General features: G+C 62.9%; 12 protein-coding genes and 1 pseudogene. 9 read left to right on the top strand and 4 right to left on the bottom strand.

Annotated elements, in window-relative coordinates:
• Positions 1 to 196: 196 nt before the first annotated feature.
• Positions 197 to 1906, bottom strand: coding sequence for a methyl-accepting chemotaxis protein (locus P3T17_RS23370; protein ID WP_429409089.1), 1710 nt, complete (start codon positions 1904 to 1906; stop codon positions 197 to 199).
• A gap of 412 nt (positions 1907 to 2318) precedes the next feature.
• Here P3T17_RS23370 and phaP point away from each other — a divergent pair, with 412 nt between their 5' ends.
• A complete protein-coding gene (phaP, locus tag P3T17_RS23365) occupies positions 2319 to 2738 on the top strand; it encodes a phasin family protein (RefSeq protein WP_074267708.1) in 420 nt (139 codons plus the stop codon).
• A gap of 153 nt (positions 2739 to 2891) precedes the next feature.
• On the opposite strand, the gene P3T17_RS23360 is transcribed toward phaP, so the two are convergent.
• Positions 2892 to 3371, bottom strand: a complete 480-nt coding sequence (locus tag P3T17_RS23360; protein ID WP_429409088.1) for a hypothetical protein — start codon at positions 3369 to 3371, stop codon at positions 2892 to 2894.
• On the opposite strand from P3T17_RS23360, the gene P3T17_RS23355 reads away from it, so the two are divergent.
• Positions 3363 to 3812, top strand: coding sequence for a DUF2844 domain-containing protein (locus P3T17_RS23355; RefSeq protein WP_429288133.1), 450 nt, complete (start codon positions 3363 to 3365; stop codon positions 3810 to 3812). The two genes, P3T17_RS23360 and P3T17_RS23355, sit on opposite strands and share 9 nt — an antisense overlap.
• Before the next feature lie 10 nt (positions 3813 to 3822).
• Positions 3823 to 5091, top strand: a complete 1269-nt coding sequence (locus tag P3T17_RS23350) for a DUF3443 domain-containing protein (protein ID WP_429409087.1) — start codon at positions 3823 to 3825, stop codon at positions 5089 to 5091.
• Here P3T17_RS23350 and P3T17_RS23345 read toward each other — a convergent pair.
• Both P3T17_RS23345 and P3T17_RS23340 read right to left on the bottom strand, forming a co-directional pair.
• Positions 5088 to 7460 (bottom strand): tetratricopeptide repeat protein, encoded by a 2373-nt coding sequence (locus P3T17_RS23345; RefSeq protein ID WP_429409086.1) that lies wholly within the window; start codon positions 7458 to 7460, stop codon positions 5088 to 5090. The genes P3T17_RS23350 and P3T17_RS23345 overlap by 4 nt on opposite strands.
• A 370-nt stretch (positions 7461 to 7830) precedes the next feature.
• A pseudogene (locus P3T17_RS23340) lies at positions 7831 to 8886 on the bottom strand (zinc-binding metallopeptidase family protein); the annotation flags it as partial.
• A 362-nt stretch (positions 8887 to 9248) separates the two neighbouring features.
• Here P3T17_RS23340 and P3T17_RS23335 point away from each other — a divergent pair.
• From P3T17_RS23335 to P3T17_RS23310, 6 genes are all read left to right on the top strand, one after another.
• Positions 9249 to 12788, top strand: a complete 3540-nt coding sequence (locus P3T17_RS23335; protein WP_429409085.1) for a DUF2126 domain-containing protein — start codon at positions 9249 to 9251, stop codon at positions 12786 to 12788.
• A 27-nt stretch (positions 12789 to 12815) separates the two neighbouring features.
• Complete coding sequence (locus P3T17_RS23330; RefSeq protein WP_429409084.1) at positions 12816 to 15449, top strand: circularly permuted type 2 ATP-grasp protein; 2634 nt, start codon at positions 12816 to 12818, stop codon at positions 15447 to 15449.
• Positions 15446 to 16339, top strand: coding sequence for a transglutaminase family protein (locus P3T17_RS23325; protein WP_429409083.1), 894 nt, complete (start codon positions 15446 to 15448; stop codon positions 16337 to 16339). Before P3T17_RS23330 ends, P3T17_RS23325 begins: the two co-directional genes overlap by 4 nt.
• A gap of 61 nt (positions 16340 to 16400) precedes the next feature.
• A complete protein-coding gene (locus P3T17_RS23320; RefSeq protein ID WP_429409082.1) occupies positions 16401 to 17156 on the top strand; it encodes a transporter substrate-binding domain-containing protein in 756 nt (251 codons plus the stop codon).
• Between the two features lie 17 nt (positions 17157 to 17173).
• A complete protein-coding gene (locus tag P3T17_RS23315) occupies positions 17174 to 17842 on the top strand; it encodes an amino acid ABC transporter permease (protein ID WP_429409081.1) in 669 nt (222 codons plus the stop codon).
• Complete coding sequence (locus P3T17_RS23310; protein ID WP_074267718.1) at positions 17839 to 18606, top strand: amino acid ABC transporter ATP-binding protein; 768 nt, start codon at positions 17839 to 17841, stop codon at positions 18604 to 18606. Before P3T17_RS23315 ends, P3T17_RS23310 begins: the two co-directional genes overlap by 4 nt.
• The last annotated feature ends 6 nt before the right edge of the window (positions 18607 to 18612 follow it).

Below are 18612 nucleotides of genomic sequence, written 5' to 3'. Positions count from 1 at the left end.
GGGCACTAACATTGCGCCGTGAATGTCGCGAGGGGACGCCGGTTAGCCGGAGCGTTGCGAATACATCGGCCAAGTCTTACAGAATTTTCCAGCAGATCGGTTTGATAAATCCGGAGGCCTTGGCCTGTCTGGAGAAGTGTCGAACGGTGCGCAATCTGTTGTGATCCGCGATCGCGCACCGTGGGTGGGTCAAGCGTTAAAACGTCTCCCAGGTGTTCGAACCGGCGTCGGACAATGCAACGGCGGGTTGAGCGGCTGCGGTAAGCGGTTCGCGTTTGACTGCGGGGCGCATGATGGGAGCGCGCTTTTTGGCGGGAGCAGCCGCATCACGCTGCGCACGCGGCGCGGCGGCCGAATGGCTCTCGGCCACCTTGAACACGGAGACGGCCCGCTTTTGCTGCGCGGCCTGCTGTTCCAGCGACTGGGCTGCAGCCGATGCTTCTTCGACCAGCGCCGCGTTCTGTTGCGTCACTTCGTCCATCTGGCTCACGGCCTGGTTCACCTGTTCGATACCGCGGCTTTGCTCATCGGAAGCGGCAGAGATTTCCGCGTTGATATCGGCGACCCGTTTGATGGCCTGCTGTACCTCAGTCATCGTGCGGCCCACTTCTTCGGCCTGCGTCGAGCCGCTGTGAATCGTCGCGACCGAGCTCTGGATCAGGTCCTTGATTTCTTTCGCAGCACTGGACGAGCGCTGCGCGAGACTGCGCACTTCACCCGCCACGACCGCGAAACCGCGCCCTTGTTCACCGGCACGCGCCGCTTCCACGGCGGCGTTCAGCGCAAGAATGTTGGTCTGGAACGCGATGCCCTCGATCAGCGTGGTGATCTCGGCAATCTTCGACGAACTCGCCGTGATATCGCCCATCGTCACCAGCATGCGTTCGACAACGGTGTTGCCCTTGTCCGCGATCTCCGATGCATTGCCGGCCAGCGTGGTGGCCTGACGGGCATTTTCGGAGTTCTGTTTGACGGTGGCGGTGAGCTGCTCCATGCTGGCGGCCGTTTCTTCCAGCGACGCAGCCTGCTCTTCGGTGCGCGAAGACAGATCCATGTTGCCGGCGGCAATTTCGCTCGAAGCGACCATGATCGATTCGCTCGAAGTCTTGATGCCGCGCACGATGCTGGCGAGTTGCGTGTCCATCTGTTTGAGCGCGCCAAGCAGGTGGCCGAATTCGTCCTTCGAGTGAACGCTGAGTTCGTTTTCGAGCTGTCCTTCCGCGATGCGCTGCGCGACATTCAGTGCCGCTCCGAGCGGAATCATGATCGTCTTCAACAGATACATGGATGCAGCGATGGCGACGATCAGGCCCAGCACGATTGTGCCGATGGCGACCCACAGCAGCGTGTGGAACGTGTCCACGCCCTGATCCGCGGTCTGCTTGACCTGGGCCGCGTTGATATCGATGTCCTGATCGATGGTGTCGGACAGCGCGTTGCCCACGTCGCGCATTTTTTCGAGGGACGTACTGCTGGCGTCGAACGTACCGCCGTCGACGGCGGAGAGGACGGTGTCGACCTGCGATTTGAAGTCGGCGGATTGCGCGGCGATCTGATCGGCGACCTTGCGTTCGTCATCATCGGAGACCTTGCCTGGGTAGTAGTCGGTCCACGAAGTGTTGAGTTTTTTCTGTAGTTCGCGAACCTGCCCGACCGCCTGTTTTTGGTCGTTCGCATCGTGCATGCCCATCAGACGGCTCAGCATCAGCCGAATCTTCAGCGCGTCGGCCTGCGTGGCAGCGAGGTCTTCGATCGGCACGGTGCTGCCCGTGTACATGGAGTTCATGTCGGAGCTCATGGTCGAGAGCCCACGAACGCCCATCAAGCCGATAGCGATCATCAAAACGATGCAGGCGCCGAGCGCGAGAATGATCTTGAACCTGATGGTATTGGTCAACTTGTTCATGCGGGGATACCTGTGACGATGGTGTAATCAATCTTTGCGGAGGGAATGCGCGCGTGTTTGTTTCGCCGGAATCCCCATCGCGCGACGCTGGGCCGTACCCGTGTAAACGACCTGCAGGATGAGTTCTTGAGGTATGGGGCCGCAGAATTGCACATCGATTTGCAGATGCAGTGAGGCTTATTTCATTCGGTTTACGTTCGCTTCAAAACGCGCTGACAGTGCGCGCAAGCGTGGTGAATGTGCGGCGGATGAACGAGCGTAGTAAGGGCCCGTAAGAATCGCGCAACGCGGGATGATCAAACCCGGTTCGGGCCCACGGTTCTGTCCCTTAGCTGGCGCAATAGCGGCAGAAGGCGCATCATTACGTCGTGTGCTGGCACGACATGTAACTATCTGCTCTGGAGGAAATAGCATGGAACGATTTGACGCCGCCAATCCTTTTGGCGAATTCACCAAAATGCTGGAGCAGTTCAAACTACCTGGCTTCGACGTGCCCGCCATCATGGAAGCGCGACGTAAGGACGTCGAGGCGCTGGTAACGGCAAATCAGGCTGCGTTGCAGGGCATGCAGTCGCTCGCGCAAAAGCAGGCCGACATGCTCCGTTCGACTCTGGGCGAGTTGCAGACCCTGGCGGGTCAGTTCTCCGCTACGGGAGGCGCTCCCACGCAAACGGCCGAGCTGGTCCAGCAAACCTTGCATAAAGCCCTGGCCGATATGCAACAGCTCGCGCAGGCAGCGTATCAATCGCAGGCTGAGTCGTATGCGGTGATCGCAAAGCGCGTAGAAGAGAACGTGCAGGAACTCAAGACGCTCTTGCAACCGAAGCAGTAACGGCCTCGCGTTTGCTCTCGCCCCGAGAGCAAACCGATGCGGTCGAACAGATGCCGGTGCTGACTGGAAGTACGCAGTCATCGCCGGCATTTTCATTTGGAGGCCGGAACGCAGGAGATTACGGTTAGCTTTCCGCCGCGGGTCCACCTGAATTCACATGAAGCCGGTGCCGGGTTCCTCGAAGAAAATAAAGTTCGCAGAACGAAAAGTATGAGGAAAAGCTGCTTGATCTGCATTTATGTAGCTTTCATTTAATAAAACGAAACCAAGCGTCGGCGCGTCATAACTTTTTTGCTGCAAATCCTGCCCGCATAGATGCTGTTCGCTTAAAACGCGAGCCATAGCGGAAATCGACGCGTATGCACCGCTGGTGTTGGCGCCGATTCCATAAGTCAAACAACCTCCGTCACCACGCAAGTTTGGATTCCCCGCCAAACGATTGCGAGAGCAGTTTTCCTTCACTAAAGTTTCGCGCCGCCACTCCGTAGACGCATTCACGCAACCTCTCCAGGCGTGATTGCAGCACCAGTGCCCGCCGGTCGAGAAGTGCGCCCCTAATTCGTCGTTCGCGATCGCGATGAGGATCACGAGCGCTTTCACCTCGAAGGAATTCACTTGAAAACGATGCTTCATACAGGCATTGCTTGCGCAATGCTCGGGGCAATCTGTGCGCTTTCTTCGCCTGCACAAGCCGCGTTGGGCCAGAAGGTCAGCAGCATCAGCAGTGACCAGGCGGTGATGCATGCCATATCGCATAGCAGTACTTCGCAATCCGCGTACACGGTGCATCTGATGACGCTGTCTTCGGGCACGGTGGTGCGCGAGTACGTCGCACCCAATGGCACGGTGTTCGGCGTTGCATGGGAAGGGCCGACTCTGCCGGATCTGAAGACCACGCTGGGCGCGGCTTTCGACCAATACGTCGCAGCCACCGCGACACGACGCGCCACGCCGCTGGCCGTGTCGAACAGCGATCTCGTGGTGTTCTCGGGCGGTCATCTGCGTGCCTTCGCGGGACATGCGTACCTGCCGCAAGCGGTGCCTGCGGGCGTCGATGTCAACGTCATCCAATAACGGAGCGATCATGCGCCCATCTGATTCGTTCCTTAAGCTGCTCGCCGTTGCAGTCTTTGCCCTGTTGCTCGCCGCATGCGGCGGGGGTGGCGGTGGCAGCAGCAGTGCGAGCACCAGCGCGTCGAATGCTTCCACGTCGACGCAGACCGCTACCACTACCGCGCCTGCCGCCCAAGCGCTGGCCGCCAACGTCGCGACGGTGACCGTCGACTCCGGCGTGACGGACGTGCCGAACATGCCCTTCGTCAGCGTGACGGTCTGTGCGCCCGGTTCGACGCAGTGTCAAACCATCAATCACGTGCTGGTCGACACCGGCTCATGGGGTCTGCGGGTGTTCGCGTCGCAATTGCCGGCGTCGGTGGCGTTGCCGCAGGAACAGGATGCTCTCGCCAATCCGCTGGCCGAATGCATGCAGTTCTTCGATGGCTATACGTGGGGTTCCGTGCGGATCGCCGATGTGCAGATAGGCGGTGAAAAGGCGGCTTCGCTGCCGATCCAGGTGATCGATCCGAACTACAGCGCCGTGCCGTCGGACTGCAGCAGCGTTGGCGCGTCGCGCAATGCGCCCACCGCGCTTGCCGCCAATGGCGTGCTCGGCATTGGCGTGTTCAAGCATGATTGCGGCTATAACTGCGTGCAGCAGGCGGTGCCAGCGACCTATTACGGCTGCCAGGGGACCACCTGCACGTCGCTCGCCCTCGCGGAAGCGCTGCAGGTGGCCAATCCGATTCCTTACTTCAGCACCGACAATAACGGTTCTGTCCTGATGTTGCCCGCCGCCGCTTCGAGCGGTGCCGCGTCGCTTGCCGGACAACTGGTGTTCGGCATCGGCACCGAGACCAACAACGGTCTTGGCAGTGCGCAGGTGATCGGCGTCAATCCGAACAACGGCACCTTCTCGACCGTGCAAAACGGCACGACCTACACGAACAGCATCATGGATAGCGGCTCGACCGGCCTGTTCTTCCAGACCACTGGATTGCCTGTCTGCGCGAGCCCGAATAACGCGTACTACTGTCCGGCCTCGACCGAGCAGTTAAGCGCAGTGATCGAAGGCGTGAACGGCATCAACAGTGCGGTGTCGTTCGATGTAGGCAACGCCACGGCGCTAACCCAGACTTCCAGCGGAGATGCGGTGATGCCGCTGCTGGCGGGGCCGGCGTTCGTGACTTCAACGATATTCGACTGGGGCCTGCCGTTCTTCTACGGCCGCAGTGTCTACGCGGCAGTCGAGCAGCAATCGACACCGGGTGGCACCGGGCCGTATATCGCGTACTAGGCACACCAGGCCTGCCACATCTCCCGATACGTCGCCTCGACGGCGCGCGCGAAACGCGCGCCATCCATCAGCGGCGATTGCTCCATGCGCGGCCGCAGGGTTTGCCGTAATGCAGCCAGACGGGGCCTGTCCGCGGCAAGCTCGACGGCGATGCGTATAAACGCATCGTCTGAGTATGCTGCCAGTTCGGTCAGTCCCAGATTCGCCAGTTGACTCAGCCCGCCACGTCCTACAGCCGTCTCGCCGACCCGTGTCACGACCGGCACACCCATCCACAGCGAGTCGAGGCTGGTGGTATGACCGTTATACGGAAACGTGTCGAGGCCGAGGTCGATCTGGTGATACGTGCGCAGATAATCGGCGCGCGGCTGGAACGGTACGAAGCCGACACGCTGCGTATCGATGCCCTGCTGTTCCATGCGCTGTGCGAGATTGCGGTGCGCGTTGCCGGCCGGCGCCATCAGGAGCAGACGGGCATCGGGCACTTCGCGCAACACGGCGCCCCACATGGCGAGCGTGCGATCGGTCAGCTTGCAGGGATTGTTAAGGCATCCGAAGGTAATGTGGTTCGTCGTCAGCGCCGGCAACGCGTTCACGCCCGGCACGTTCGTCAGCGGGTCGTAGCACCAGAACGAGTCCGCGAGGCGCAGTGAGCGCTCGGTGTAGTGGCCGTCGTTCGCGCCTGTGTCGTGTGAGTCGAGCGGGTCGAGATGAGGATCCGTCAGGCGGTAGTCGATCGCCTCGATGCCTGTGGTGCCCGGATAGGCGAGCCATGCCACCTGTACCGGCGCCGGCTTGCGGGCAAACAGCAAAGGCCGGCCGTCGGCCATATGCATGGCCAGGTCGACGAGAATGTCGATGCCATCCGCGCGGACCTGTTGCGCGAGGCCGTCATCGTCCAGTTCACGCACGTCGCGCCACACGTCGGCGTAGCCGGCGAGACGCCGCGTCAGATCGTCAGGTCGCTCGACGCTCGCATAGCAGTAGATTTCGAACTGTTCATGATCGTGGTGCGAGAAGAACGGTACTGTGAAGAGCGATTGGCAGTGATCGCGGAAATCCGCCGCCACGTAGCCGATTTTCAGACGGCGGCCGGGCGTGCGGTCGTTTGTATGCGGCTTGCGCGCGGCGCGCAGCGGGGCTTCATGTTGCGCGGACCAGCGGCGGCACTCATCGAGCACGGCTTCGCCATGCTCGGCCTGAAACGTCAGCGCATAGGCGAGATTGCTATGTGCGACGACGTTGCCCGGATCGCATTCCACTGCACGCCGGTAGTGGACGATGCCTTCGTCGAGCGCGCCACAGTCTTTCAGCACGTTGCCGAGGTTGTTGTGCGAAGCCGAATGATCCGGATCAAAGCCGAGCGCGGCTGTGAAGAGCGCCTCTGCATCAGCAGTGCGGCGCAGCGTGCGCATCAGATTGCCCGCGTTGTTATACGCGGCCACAAACCCCGGACGTGCGCGGATCGCGGCGTCGAACGCTTCGGCGGCGGCTTTGTATTCGCCCAGTTCCTTGCTGACGTTGCCTAGATTGTTGTAGGCGTCTGCGTGGTGCGGGTCGAGTGCGATCGCGTTGCGATACTGCGTCTGCGCGTCACGGCGCTGGCCGAGTGCGTGCAGCGCGTTACCGAGGTTATAGGCCGCTTTGGGGAAGCGCGGCTCGAGTTCGAGCGTGCGCGTGAGCAGGGCTGCCGCCTTGTCGAACTGGCGACGTTCGCACAAGGCCACGCCGAGGTTGAGCAGGCACGACGGCGAATCGGGCGCGACGCGCAGCGCCTCGTTGAGCAGTTCGACGGCGGCGTCGATCTGGCCGCTCGCCTGCAGCAGGGTCCCGAGGTTGGTTAAAGCATTCGCGTGATCGCGCTGAACCGAGAGGGCGCGGCGATACGCGTCTTGCGCGCGTTCGGGCGCGCCAAGTTGCCGATGGCAGTTGCCCAGGTTGTTCAGCGCGTCGACCTGCGCCGGGTCGAGCAAGGCGGCGGACTCGTAAGCCGACGCCGCAGCGCGAAGGTCGCCGCTCGATTGCAACGCGTTGGCGAGCGCGAACCAGAGATCGGCAGAGGTGGCGTCGAAGGCGAGGAGGGCGCGATAGGTATCGATGGCGTCGTCGAAACGTCCTATCGTCGAGAGTACCTGGCCGCGCGCGAAATGGTAGCGGGACTCCTGCGGCGCCAGCGCAATCGCGCGGTCGAGCCAGGCGAGGGCGTCGTCGTAGGCGACACATTGCAGGCCGAGCACGCCCAGGCGAAACATCACGTCGGCATTGGCGGGCTCGTCGGCGAGGACGGTTTCGTAGAGCGTGCGTGCGCCGTTGAGATCGCCCGCGAGGTGACGCTCTATGGCCAACGCGAGACACTGGTCGGTCCGCATCGAAGTCCTGCCTTGTTCTTGGGGGTGGCGATTTGGGCGGAGTCAGCCGAGGCCGATCAGCCGGTGCCTCTCCGCCAGAACGGGCAGGATAGCGAGCGTTTCACTACCAAGGTTTACTATTGGTAACAATATATTACGGAGCGGTTGCAGGATTCGGGGCGGGCGTGTCTTGCGGCGCTTGCTGTGGTTGATCGGGTTGCGGCGCCGGAGCGGGCTCAGCCGCTGAGGCGGTTTGGCCCGGCTGGCTCGTTTGACCGGGTTGCCCCGCTTGCCCCGTTTGACCTGTTTGACCTGTTTGACCCGGTTGGGCCCCTGCCTTCGGCCCCGGCGCCTGCGCCGCCTGGGCCGCCTGCGCAGGTTCCACCCCTGCCGCCGATTGCGCCGCAATCACCCGGTGCACCAGCCGCAACTTCTCCACCACCGGCGCGGCTAGCGTGAACGGATACCCATCCGGCATGCCGAGGCTGCGGTTCAAACTGTTGAGCGCGTAAGTCAGCGGAAACCAGCGCTTCATCAGGTTATCGAAGCTGGCGTCTTCAACCGGCGTCTGGTCGGTGAGCGTCGGATCGCTCGGGTCGAGCGGGATCAGCGCCACGCCGTACGAGGTGGCGGTGTCGAGCACGTCGACGATCAACAGGTAATGCGCCCAGGTTTCCGCCCAGTCTTCCCACGGATGCATCGTCGCGTAGGCGCTCACGTACGACTGCGACCAGTCGGCCGGGGCGCCGTCGCGATAGTAAGTGTCGAGCGCCGCGGCGTAGTCGACGCTTTCGTCGCCAAACAGCGCGCGAAACGGCTCCAGCCAGGGCGTGCCGACCACCAGCCGGTCGAAAAAGTAGTGACCCGTTTCATGCCGGAAATGCCCAAGCAGCGTCCGGTAGGGCTCGTGCATGGCAGTGCGGGTGCGCTCCCGGTAAGCGTCGTCGGCCTCCGCGATATTCAGCGTGATCAGGCCGTTGTCATGGCCGGTGAGGACCTTCTCGCCGGGACTCGTCTCTTCGAGAAACTCGAACTCGAGCCCCGTCTGCGGATTCTCATGGCGCGACTCGACCTTGATGCCCAACGCCGCCAGCGTATAGAGCAGGCGCCGTTTGGCGACTTCCAGGCGGTACCAGTAGAGCCGGTTGTCCGGCGCGGTGAGGTTCGGGATGGTGCGCGTCAACTGGCAGGAGCGGCACAGCGTCTCCGGCTGGTCCGCCGGGATCATCCAGTTGCAGACGTTTTCGACCGCGTAGTTGTGGCATTGGCGATACAGCGCACCTTCGGCCTTGGGATGCAGGCTGCGCCACAGCCCGTCGCCGGCTTCCTCAAAGGCGCTGAGTTCGCCCAGATCGGGCAGGTAGCCCAGCAGCGCCTCGCAGCGCTCGCAGCGGACGTTTTCGAAGAACACGAGTTGTTCGCAGCGGTTGCAGTGGAAGGTTCGCATGGCGGGGCTTCTAGTAAGGAACGGGGAGGCGTGACTGTCGCGGAAGACGTCGCAATCTTCATGCCGCATTTGCCAGAGGTCACTGGTTTAACGCACATTACGTGCATGATGGGGCATGTGGAGTGCGCCGCTTTGGTGCGCGCGGTCGGCAACGCCCGTTGCGGGGCGGCCTGGCGAAGGGCGTTCGACGCTCGCGCGCGGGCTCGCGAAGGCTGCCACGTCCACTGCGATGCGTGCAGGGTGTGTTTTCCGGCCGGCAGGCCAAACCCGGGTCGAATCAGGACCGAACCCGGAAAGTTTTTCTACCAACGGCATGAAGCTTGCTTTTTGGCGGGCTGCCATTCTTCGCCTAGGAGTCAGGTGTGTCTATACGTGTCGCGCTGAACCATGTCACACATTATCGTTATGACCGCCTCGTCGGACTGTCGCCGCAAGTCGTGCGGCTGCGTCCGGCGCCCCATTGCCGTACCCCGATCGTGTCTTATTCGATGCGCGTCGAACCGGCCGAGCATTTCATCAACTGGCAGCAGGATGCCTTCGCCAACTACCAGGCGCGGCTGGTGTTTCCCGAGAAGACCCGCGAGTTCAAGATCACGGTAGACCTGGTGGCCGAAATGGCCGTCTATAACCCGTTCGACTTTTTCCTCGAGCCGTCCGCCGAGAAATTCCCGTTCGAGTACGCGCCTGGCCTCGCAGCCGAGCTGGCGCCGTATCTGGTCAAGCGTGAGCCGACCCCGCGCTTTGCCGAATTCGTGGCGAGCATCGACCGCTCGCCCAAGGTCACGGCGGATTTTCTGGTCGAGATCAACCAGCGGTTGCAGCGCGAGATTCGTTACCTGATCCGCATGGAACCTGGCGTGCAGACGCCCGAAGAGACCCTCACCACGGCTGCCGGCTCGTGCCGAGACTCGGGCTGGCTGCTGGTCGAGACACTGCGCCAACTGGGGCTCGCGGCGCGCTTCGTGTCCGGCTATCTGCTGCAACTGGCGCCGGATACCAAGTCGCTGGACGGCCCGAGCGGCACCGAAATCGACTTCACCGACCTGCACGCATGGTGCGAAGTGTATTTGCCAGGCGCGGGCTGGATCGGCCTCGACCCGACCTCGGGTCTGCTGGCGGGCGAGGGACACATTCCCGTCGCCTGTACGCCGGAACCGGGCAGCGCCGCGCCGATTTCGGGCGCGGTCGACGAGTCGGAAGTCGAGTTCGAGCACACGATGTCGATTCAGCGGGTGCTGGAAACCCCGCGCGTCACCAAGCCGTACACCGAGGAAGTGTGGTCCGACGTGCTGCAGATGGGCGCGCACGTGGACCGCGAACTGGAGGCCATGGACGTGCGCCTGACGATGGGTGGCGAGCCGACCTTCGTCGCGGTGCGCGACCGCGACGCCGCGGAATGGAACACAGACGCGCTGGGGCCGACCAAGCGCAGCTACGCGGTCGGGTTGATGGACAAGCTGCGCGCGCGGTATGGCGCGAATGGCTTCCTGCATATCGGTCAGGGCAAGTGGTATCCGGGCGAGCAACTGCCGCGCTGGGCGCTGTCGCTGTACTGGCGTGCAGATGGCGAGCCGTGCTGGCACGACCACACGCTGTTCGCCGACGAGCGCGAGCCGGGCAGCTATACCGCCGAGGACGCAAGGCGTTTCCTGACCCACCTGACGGGCAAGCTCGCGCTTGATACGCAGTTCATCAAGCCTGGTTACGAGGACACGTGGTACTACCTGTGGCGCGAGCGTCGCCTGCCGGTCAACGTCGATCCGTTCGAATCGCGTCTGGACGACGAGATGGAGCGCGTGCGCCTGCGGCGCGTGTACGACAGCGGGCTGGCGTCGGTGACAGGCTACGTGCTGCCGCTGTCGCGCGAACGTGATCTGCCGCTGCAAGGGCCGCGTTGGGTCACCGGGCCGTGGTATTTCCGCGGAGACCGGATGTATCTGATCCCTGGCGATTCGCCGATGGGCTACCGCCTGCCGCTCGATGCGCTGCCGTGGGTCTCGGAGACGGACTATCCGTACCAGCACGCGCACGATCCGTTCGCGCCGCCTGCGCCGCTGCGCAGCGCGGCGCAGTTGCGCATGCAGTATGAAGGCAGCACGGGTGGGGCGGGACGTGCGGGCGGTGCTTCTGGCGCAGATGCTAACGCGGCGGACGGCCAGGGCGCAGGCGGCTATGGCGGCGTTAGCGGCACGGCGGCATTGGGCACAGCCGGTAGTGGTCTTGGCGGTACAGGCACGGGCACCGGCATTGGCGCCGACGCTTCAGACGCCTCACGCGCCTCCCTCCGCGTGCCCGAACGCGGTGAATCGGCAAGCTGGATCACCCGCACCGCACTGTGCGTCGAAGCGCGCGACCCGGCCCGCGCAGCCGGTCCGAAGGTCGAAACCGAAACCTTCGGCAGCGGCCACAAGATGCTGCACGTCTTCATGCCGCCGCTGACCGAGCTCGACGACTACCTGGATCTGCTGGCCGCCGTCGAAGCGACCGCCGCCGAACTGGGCATGAAGATCGTCATCGAAGGCTATCCGCCGCCGCGCGATCAGCGTCTGAAGTTGCTGCAGGTGACGCCGGACCCGGGCGTGATCGAAGTGAACATCCACCCGGCTTCGAGCTGGGATCAACTGGTCGATCACACCGAGTACCTCTATCAGTCGGCTCACGAAACCTATCTGAGCACCGAGAAGTTCATGACCGACGGCCGCCACACCGGCACCGGCGGCGGCAATCACTTCGTGCTCGGCGGCGCGACGCCTGCTGACAGTCCGTTCCTGCGCCGGCCGGATCTGCTTGCAAGCCTGGTGGCGTACTGGATCAACCATCCTTCGCTGTCGTATCTGTTCTCGGGCCTGTTTATCGGACCGACCAGCCAGGCGCCACGCGTCGACGAGGCGCGCAACGACCAGGTCTACGAACTGGAGATCGCGTTCCGGGAACTGCAGCGGCAGATCGACCTGCTCGGCGGCCGCGAGGGCGGGCAACTGCCGTCGTGGATGATCGACCGCTCGCTGCGCAATATCCTGATCGACGTCACCGGCAACACGCACCGCGCCGAGTTCTGCGTCGACAAGCTCTATTCGCCCGATGGCCCGACCGGCCGTCTCGGTCTGCTCGAGCTGCGCGGTTTCGAAATGCCACCGCATGCGCGCATGAGCCTGGTCCAGCAGTTGCTGCTGCGCGCACTGGTGGCGCGCTTCTGGAAGACGCCGTACACCGCGCGGCTCACGCGCTGGGGTACGGAACTGCACGACCGTTTCCTGCTCGGCACGTTCGTTCAGATGGATTTCGACGACGTGCTCGCGGACCTGGCCGAGGCTGGTTACGCGTTCGACCGCTCGTGGTTCGCGCCGCATTTCGAGTTCCGTTTCCCGCTGGTGGGCGAAACCACCACCAGCGGCGTGACGCTGTCCATCCGCAGTGCGCTCGAACCGTGGCATGTGATGGGCGAGGAGGGGGCGCCCGGCGGTACGGTGCGTTATGTCGATTCGTCGGTGGAGCGGCTCGAAGTGCGCGTACTGGGCCTGAACGAGAACCGCCACGTCGTGACGGTCAACGGCGTGCCGTTGCCGCTGCAGCCCACGGGCCGCGTCAGCGAGTACGTGGCCGGCGTACGCTATCGCGCGTGGTCGCAACCGTCGGCCTTGCATCCGACGATTGGCGTCGACGCACCGCTGGTTTTTGACCTTGTTGACAATTGGACTGGGCGATCCATAGGCGGATGCCAGTATCATGTGGCTCATCCGGGTGGGCGCAATTACCAGACCTTCCCGGTCAACGCGTACGAGGCCGAAAGCCGGCGGCGCGCGCGCTTCTTCACGATGGGTCACACACCTGGGCCGCTCGTGGCCGAAGCGCCGCAACGCAGCCTGGAATTCCCGTTCACGCTGGACTTACGCTACTGGTGATCTGAAAACAATTAACCTGACACGACCTTGGCCTTTCAATCGACTTTTCCCTTTGAGGCAACCGCGGCTCACGCGGATGCGCTGTCGCTCCTGCGGGTGCTGCCGGTCCGCGATGGGCACTGGGACGAGTTGCTCGATTCGTCCGGGGCGTTGCGCGAACCGTGGCGGCAGTTTTTCGATCTGCTAGGCGAAGACGGTATCGCCAGGCTTGAAAACAACACCGCCTCGGTCGCGCAGCAGATCCGCGATAACGACATCAGCTACAACGTCTACGCGGACAAGGGCGAGCCACGGCCGTGGGCGCTCGATCTCTTACCGTTACTGATTGGCGAGGCCGAGTGGGCCGAAATCGAGCAGGGCGTGATGCAGCGTGCGCAGTTGCTGAACGCGGTGGTGGCCGATGTTTATGGCCCACAGACCCTGCTGCAGAATGGGCAGTTGCCACCGGCGCTGGTGTTCGGCCATCCGGGTTATCTGCGTTCCGTTCGCGGCTTTACGCCTCCGGGCGGCCAGTATCTGCACGTTGTCGCCGTCGATCTGGCGCGTGCGTCCAATGGAAACTGGACCGTGATGTCGCATCGTACCGAGGCGCCTTCGGGCCTCGGCTACGCGCTGGAAAACCGGCTGATCGTTTCGAGCCAGTTTGCCGAGCCGTTCCGCTCGCTGCATGTGAACCGGCTCGCGCCGACCTATTCGCAACTGATCGCCACGCTGGTGGAGTCGGCGCGCGCCGTGATGCATGGCGACGCCGCGGACAGTTCCCCGCATATCGCACTGCTCACGCCGGGGCCGTTCAGCGAAACCTATTTCGAACATGTTTTTCTGGCGCGCTACCTGGGCGTGACGCTCGTCGAGGGCAAAGATCTCACGGTGCGCGACGACAAGCTGTATCTGAAGACGCTCGCAGGCCTCGAGCGCGTGCACGTGGTGCTGCGCCGCCTCGACGACGCGTTTTGCGATCCGGTCGAGCTACGCGCGGATTCGAGCATCGGTGTGCCTGGCCTGTTGCAGGTGATGCGGGCAGGTAACGTGATCGTCTCGAACGTGCCGGGCTCGGGCTTCGTCGAATCGCCCGCGTTGCACGGCTTTCTGCCGGGCATCGCCGAGGCGCTGCTGGGCGAAGATCTGCTGCTGCCGGGCGTGCCGACGTGGTGGTGCGGCGAGGAAGCGGCTCGCGAGCACGCCTTCAGGCGGCTGGATGAAGCCTTTCTCGTGCCGACCTGGCCCGCGGCGCGGCGCGACAGTCCACCTGGACTGGAGCAAGGTCTACAGAATCTCGAAGCGTGGCGCAGCCGTATTGAAGCACTGCCCGATAACTTCACGATCCAGCTTCCGTTGCCGTATTCGTGCACGCCTCGTTTCGAGGACGGCACACTTGGCCGACGGCCGTCGGTGCTGCGCGTGTATGCCATCGCGGATTTCGACGGCGGCTGGCATGTGATGCCTGGCGGCTTCACGCGCCTCGCGGCGGAACGGCAGGCTACTGTCTCGATGCAGTTCGGCGGCAGCAGCGTCGACACGTGGGTGCTATCGAGCCAGCCGATCTCCACGTTCACGCTGTTGCCATCGCCGATGCAGCCCGCCGATCTCGCGCGCAAGCATCGTACGGTGTCGAGCCGTGCCGCGGAGAATCTGTTCTGGGCCGGCCGCTATAGCGAGCGCGCTGAAAACAACGTGCGGCTGTTGCGCCTGATTCTCGGCTCGCTCGAAAGCGCCGACGCGGACGCGATGTTCGAGACGCTGGTCGAACTGGCCTTGTACTGCGGCCTGGTGCAATCCGGCGACGTGCGCGCCGAGGACTCGCTGCAGGCCTTCGAGCGGACGCTGGTGGCCAATCTGCACGAGGCCAACGGCGCGGCCAGCATCGGCCAGGTGCTGTCTGCGCAGGCGCGGGCGAGTGGCGAGATTCGTGGCCGCCTGTCGAATGATCATTGGCGCACGATTCTCGCCGCGCGCAACGATTTCCGCGACGCGCTTCAGAAGCTGATGCCGGCGAGCGTGTCGCAGGCGGGCGGCAATGGTGCGAACGGCGTCGCCGCGTCGGCCGGCAGCGGACGCTATGACCGCTACGACCGCGTCACCTTGATGGATGCGCTCGAACACCTCGCAACCCAACTCTCGGCGATCAGCGGCGCGCAAGGCGACCGCATGACGCGCGACGAAGCGTGGCGTCTGTTGTTCGCCGGCCGGCATATCGAGCGGGTCGCGGCGATGACGTCGATCCTGCGCGTGGTAGCCGATAAGGGACAGCTTGCGACGCCCGCCGGATTCGATCTGCTGCTGCAGCTTTTCGACAGCACGCTCACGTATCGCTCGCTCTATCCAGGGCGTCTCGAAGTTCCGGCGCTGATCGATCTGCTGGTGGTCGAGCCGACCAATCCGCGTGGTTTATACGGGGTCTACGAGCGCCTGTGCGGCAAGCTCGACGAGATTTCGATTGCGGCGGGCAGTGCCCGGAGTCGCTCGTTTGTCGATCTGATGCCGCCGCCCGGCACGCTGCCATCGCTCGAAAGTCTGTGCGAAACCGATGAAAACGGCGCCTATGTCGCACTGATCCAGGTGTGCGACGAACTCGGCGCTTTTGCCGCCGCGGCGGCCAATGAAATCAGCGCGCGCTATTTCAGCCACGCCAACACGCTCGCTTCGCAGGTATCGTCATGAAGACCGCGCAGACCATCCTGTCGGTTTCGCATCGCACCACTTATCGTTATTCGACGTTCGTCGAGACCGCCCAGCATCTGGCGACCATCCGGCCGCTGGAGTGCGAATGGCAGCGTGTCATCTCGCACGAAGAAACGATCGAACCGCAGCCGTCGTATCTGCATAGCCGGGTCGACGCATTCGGCAACGATGTGCTGTACTTCACGCTCGATGCGCCGCACGAACGGCTGCAAATGATCAGCGAAACGACGGTGGAGCTGACGCCGCGCTGGACGCAGCTCGATCCGGACACCACGCCGGCTTGGGACGAGGTGGCCGAAGCGCTGCGTTTTCGCGTGGGCGGCGAATTCCGGCCCGAAGTCGAGTTCTGTTTTGCTTCGCCGAATATCACGCTGCGGCCCGCATTGCGTGCCTATGCGCTGCCGAGCTTCGCGCCCGGCACGCCGATCGCAGCAGGAGCGATCGACCTGATGCATCGCATTTATGAGGACTTCGACTACAAGCCTTCGGCGACGATGTTCGATACGCCGGCCGAGCGCGCCTTCGAACTCAAGAGCGGCGTGTGCCAGGATTTTGCGCAGGTGATGATCGGCTGTTTGCGCTCGCTTGGGCTGCCGGCGCGCTACGTCAGCGGCTATCTGCGCAACGATCCACCGCCCGGACAACCGCGCCTGATTGGCGCGGACGCGTCGCATGCGTGGGTGTCGGTGCATTGCCCCGGCAGCGGCTGGATCGATCTCGATCCTACCAATGACGTGCTGGCCGATATGGATCACGTGACGCTGGCCATTGGCCGCGATTACAGCGATGTATCCTTGTTGCGCGGGATGATTCTCGGTGGCGGGGCGCATCGTGTTGAAGTGGGGGTGAGCGTGCTTCCGCTTGAGTGAATCGAGCGTCGCATTGATCCTTGCATCGAGCCTTTCATTGATCCTCTTAAGGAGCGCCGCCTTGAAGCTGCATCGCCTGTTGTCTCTCGCGTGTTTCGCGCTCGCCGTTACGTTCGCCGGTTTCTCCGGGACCGCCTCCGCGCAAGGCGCCAACGTACTGCAGGTCGCCACCGATGCCACCTTCCCGCCGATGGAGTTCACCGAAAACGGCGCGCGTACTGGCTTCGATATCGACATCATGAATGCGCTGGCGAAGGTGATGGGCAAGACCGTGCAGTGGACCGATATCGACTTCAAAGGCCTGATTCCGGGTCTGATTGCGCACCGCTTCGACATTGCGATTTCGGCGATCTACATCACGGACGAGCGCGCCAAAGTGGTCGACTTCACCGAGCCATACTATGCAGGTGGTCTCGTCGCGCTGGTGAAAACCGATTCGCCCATCAAGGCACTCACCGACCTGAACGGCAAGAAGATCTCGGTGCAGGTGGGCACGAAGTCGGTCAACTTCCTGCGTGACAACTACCCGCAAGTGCAGCGCGTCGAGGTGGAGAAGAATCAGGAGATGTTCGATCTGGTCGGCATTGGCCGCGTCGACGCTGCCGTCACCGGCAAGCCCGCTGCTTATCAACTGGCGAAAACGCGCGGCGGTTTTCGCGTGATCAGCCAGCAACTCACCACCGAGCAATACGGCATTGCGGTCCGTAAGGACGAGCCTGAACTGAAGACCGCGTTGAACACCGCGCTTGCGAAGATCAAGGCGGACGGCACCTACACGGCGATTGTCCACAAATGGTTCGGCGCCGACGCACAGTAAACGGCTAAGCCATCCAGATGGAACTCGATTTCTCGCCGGTCGTCGCAGGCTGGAGCGACATCGCACACGGTGCGCTCGTTACGGTGGAAGTGACTGCCGCGGCGCTCGCGCTGAGTTGTGTGCTCGGACTTGTTATCGGCATTGGCCGGCTTACGCCGAAACGCCGCGTGCTGTACGGGTTTTGCACCGCTTATCTGACGTTCTTTCGCGGTACGCCGTTGCTCGTGCAACTGTTTTTGCTGTTCTTCGGCTTGCCGCAGTTCGGCATCCTGTTGCCTGCGTTCGTGTGCGGCGTGCTTGGGCTTGGGCTGTATTCGGCTGCGTATGTGTCCGAGATCGTACGCGGGGCGATTCAATCCGTGGACCGCGGGCAAATGGAGGCGGCACGCTCGATCGGCATGTCGTCGGGGCAGGCGATGCGCGCCATCATTCTCCCGCAGGCCGTGGTGCGGATGATCCCGCCGCTCGGCAACGAGTTCATTGCGCTGATCAAGAACTCGGCGCTGGTTTCGCTGCTGACGATCGACGATCTCATGCATGAAGGACAGAAGATCATCAGCGTGTCGTATCGTTCGCTCGAGGTGTATCTCGTCATTGCGCTGGTCTATCTCGTGTTGACCCAGGCGACGCATTACGCGCTGCATCGCGTCGAACGCCATCTGCGCGCAGGGGGCATGGTGCAATGAACGACGCATCGCAACCTATCGTTCAGATTCGCGGACTGACCAAATCGTTTGGCTCGCATGTGGTGTTGAACGGCATCGACTTCGACATTCAGCCGCAGCAAGTGGTGGTCGTGATCGGGCCGAGCGGCTCGGGCAAGAGCACGTTTCTGCGCTGCTGCAATGGGCTCGAGCAGGCCGAGGGGGGCACCGTCGATATTTGCGGACATCGTCTGGTGGATCACGGCGTCATGCTCAAGGAGCGCTCGCTCAATGCGTTGCGTGCTGAAGTGGGTATGGTGTTTCAGTCGTTCAATCTGTTTCCGCATCTGTCCGTACTGCATAACATTACCGTGGGGCCGCGCATGTTGCGTGGTTTGAGCAAAGGCGATGCTGACGCCGCGGCGCTGGCGTTGCTTGAGAAGGTTGGCCTTGCACATAAGGCCGATGCGATGCCCGCCAGTCTTTCGGGTGGCCAGAAGCAACGTGTCGCGATTGCGCGCGCTCTCGCCATGCAGCCGCGTGTGATGCTGTTCGATGAGCCCACCTCGGCGCTTGACCCGGAACTGGTTGGGGAAGTGCTGCAGGTGATGAAACTGCTGGCTAGCGAAGGTATGACGATGGTAGTCGTCACGCACGAAATGGGCTTCGCGAGAGAAGTCGCCGACGTCGTCGTAGTGATGGACGGCGGCGTGATTGTCGAAGCCGGACCGCCTTCGGAGATTTTCTCGGCGCCGACGCAACCGCGAACGCAGGCTTTTTTGCAGGCTGTGTTGTCGCGCGGGTGAGGTGTG

Source organism: Paraburkholderia sp. GAS82 (assembly GCF_050436285.1).
Taxonomy (GTDB): Bacteria; Pseudomonadota; Gammaproteobacteria; order Burkholderiales; family Burkholderiaceae; genus Paraburkholderia; species Paraburkholderia phenazinium_B.
The sequence above is the reverse complement of the archived record's forward strand: the minus strand, read 5'-3'. Positions and strand labels throughout refer to the sequence as shown.